This is a genomic window from Kosakonia sp. S42 (genome assembly GCF_016624785.1).
Classification (GTDB): domain Bacteria; phylum Pseudomonadota; class Gammaproteobacteria; order Enterobacterales; family Enterobacteriaceae; genus Kosakonia; species Kosakonia cowanii.
Map to the genome: position 1 here is coordinate 1 of NZ_JACVTW010000072.1, position 2,212 is coordinate 2,212.

3 protein-coding genes are annotated in these 2,212 nt (G+C 41.2%); 1 reads left to right on the forward strand and 2 read right to left on the reverse strand.

Annotated elements, in window-relative coordinates; genetic code table 11:
• Positions 1-252, forward strand: a 252-nt coding sequence (locus tag IAE50_RS26405; RefSeq protein WP_234467354.1) for a hypothetical protein, incomplete at its 5' end; no start/stop codon positions are given.
• A 455-nt stretch (positions 253-707) separates the two neighbouring features.
• Here the strand turns inward: IAE50_RS26405 and IAE50_RS25545 are convergent.
• Both IAE50_RS25545 and IAE50_RS25550 read right to left on the reverse strand, forming a co-directional pair.
• Complete coding sequence (locus IAE50_RS25545) at positions 708-1,277, reverse strand: hypothetical protein (RefSeq protein WP_200581679.1); 570 nt, start codon at positions 1,275-1,277, stop codon at positions 708-710.
• Positions 1,278-1,636: 359 nt separating this feature from the next.
• A complete protein-coding gene (locus IAE50_RS25550) occupies positions 1,637-1,873 on the reverse strand; it encodes a hypothetical protein (protein WP_200581680.1) in 237 nt (78 codons plus the stop codon).
• Positions 1,874-2,212 lie beyond the last annotated feature (339 nt).

Here is a 2,212-nt window from a genome sequence, read left to right on the forward strand (position 1 = left end):
TCGGATCTTACGCATAGCGATCTCCTCAGGGGACATAATCAGTATGCCGGAAGATCTCTAAAAGTGAATGGTTCGTTTAAGCGGGATACTTACATCCAAGTAACCACATCACTTCAACGTTCCGGCGGGCCTCTTTTCAAATCTGCAGGAGGTTTGATTTTTGGAGGGAGACTGTGGGGATTTATGTCCGAGACACAGTCACGTTTTTTCAGCGTTGCCAGCAAGCTTTTCAAACTTAATGCATTGGGTTGAAACGTTCCCGGTGCGCGGTCTGCGCCAGCTGCATTCAGGTGAGATGTGTTTAGGTATTCTCAAGGACGGTTCGGCACTCTGTGCCTTCGGCTGCTGTCTGGTCAAATGTCACCATCGGAATTCAGAGCCGGTACACAAGTTAATCTTCTTTGCCGCACGATAAAATGTGTCAGATAACTGTAAATTGTGTGTTTCATTTCGCCTTCTTCTCAAATCACCGGAACATTGGCATGTGAACGCCCGAGGGCACCGCTCTCAGGTCATAGCGGCTTTGGCAGTTGCGGCACGCAACGTATCGCAGCGGGGAGAACAGACTCAAGCCACGGACAGGAAATGTTTTTTGTATACCGCCACGGGATGGCGTCACCACAAAATATCCGGTCAGGGCTGCGCCCGACACCTTAGCATTGGTATTTACACTTTATATAAAATTCAAATAACAATAAAATTTTTACTCATATATCTTGTGTATTTTTATTTATTCCTATGATAAGACTAGAAGGTGATTCTTTTAATTTATCTTCATTGTGTTGCGTGCTATCGCCCATCAATTTTAATAGTGTTTCACATAAATTTTTGAATTCCGAACCCTCGCCCTGCAATCGATCGACAAGCCCTATAGTCCCCTTTTCTTTACTTCCAAATAGATAGTCTTTATTAATGGATCCAGTCAACGTTCCATTGACTCTATCAAAAGCGATCCAGCTAGCAAGGTTGTTTACTTCACTATATTCAGGTGTTGGCCATCCCATTGATTTAAGATAGGATTTATTGTTTTCACTCAAACAGTCGGCAACATTAAAAGTTGTGTATTCCTGCCCTGATGGGAATACACCTTTTTTAAATAAAGGTTTGAAATTGCTATCATTTATTGAATTTTCACCCACGGTAGGAATGTTATCTTTTACTTTTTCTACCTTTTTCTGTTGTGCTTTTTCTAAAATTTCTGAAAATAATGTATTTTTATTTTTTTTATTTGTTTCAAGATAACCAGAATTAAGGCCACCGATATTTGATATAAGCATATTATTCTCCAAATATAATTAAGTAACCGATCAAAATGAGTGGCCAGTTACGATCTTACTTAGCTGTAAAAAACGGTGCAATCATAACCATCGATATAGGGAGGCTTAAAGATTCCTCCGGTAATATTCCCCACCTTCATCGCCAGAACCAGCTGACAATTAGCTGGGTAATTTTTTTCCAGAGGTATTTATTGTATTATTACCTGATGCCGTAATATCAGCTGTTGCTAACTGGGCGCCGGAAGCGTTGCGGATAATTAAAATAACACTAATCTGACTTATCCACCCACCAAACCTACTCCGATCATAATTATATTTTATATGATCAACAATACCTGATGGGGTACTGCCCAGAGGCGTCAGAACAGAATTAATTGCCCATATTCCTCCCTGTGTTGGATGTGGACCAGGCCCAGAACGATACCAGCTTTTAATGCTGCATTTGACTGGGGCCGATTCACCTCATTTTCTGCTTCGATATGTTGTTTAATTAGCTCGGCTAGCGCTGCATCCTCCTGACCCGGTAATGTTTTAACAAAGGCTACCTCATGGGTGTTGCTGTCAGCGGTGGCCGGAGGAAGAATTAATTTACTCATTTTCAGTGACTCCATTGATTTATCGAAAGAACCTGAATTTGTCATGAGGATATAGCACATACCACTATCTTCGCCGTGAATTTTTTTGTCAATACGGAATTATGTCTGTATTCACAACTACAAAAAAACGTGCGTTATATGTTGCTCCGTTCCGGAATGTTGTCATATCAGCTTGGTAAAAAAACACCATGAGACAACTGATAGTCCTGCCACTCTGGATAACATTGAGACCGTTTTTGAGGGCTTTACGATGGTTGCTTACGGTACCCTTTCGGCCAAATTGGATTGGCCCCTATATTTCCATACACTTTTTATCACTTAACCCATATATGGACGCAC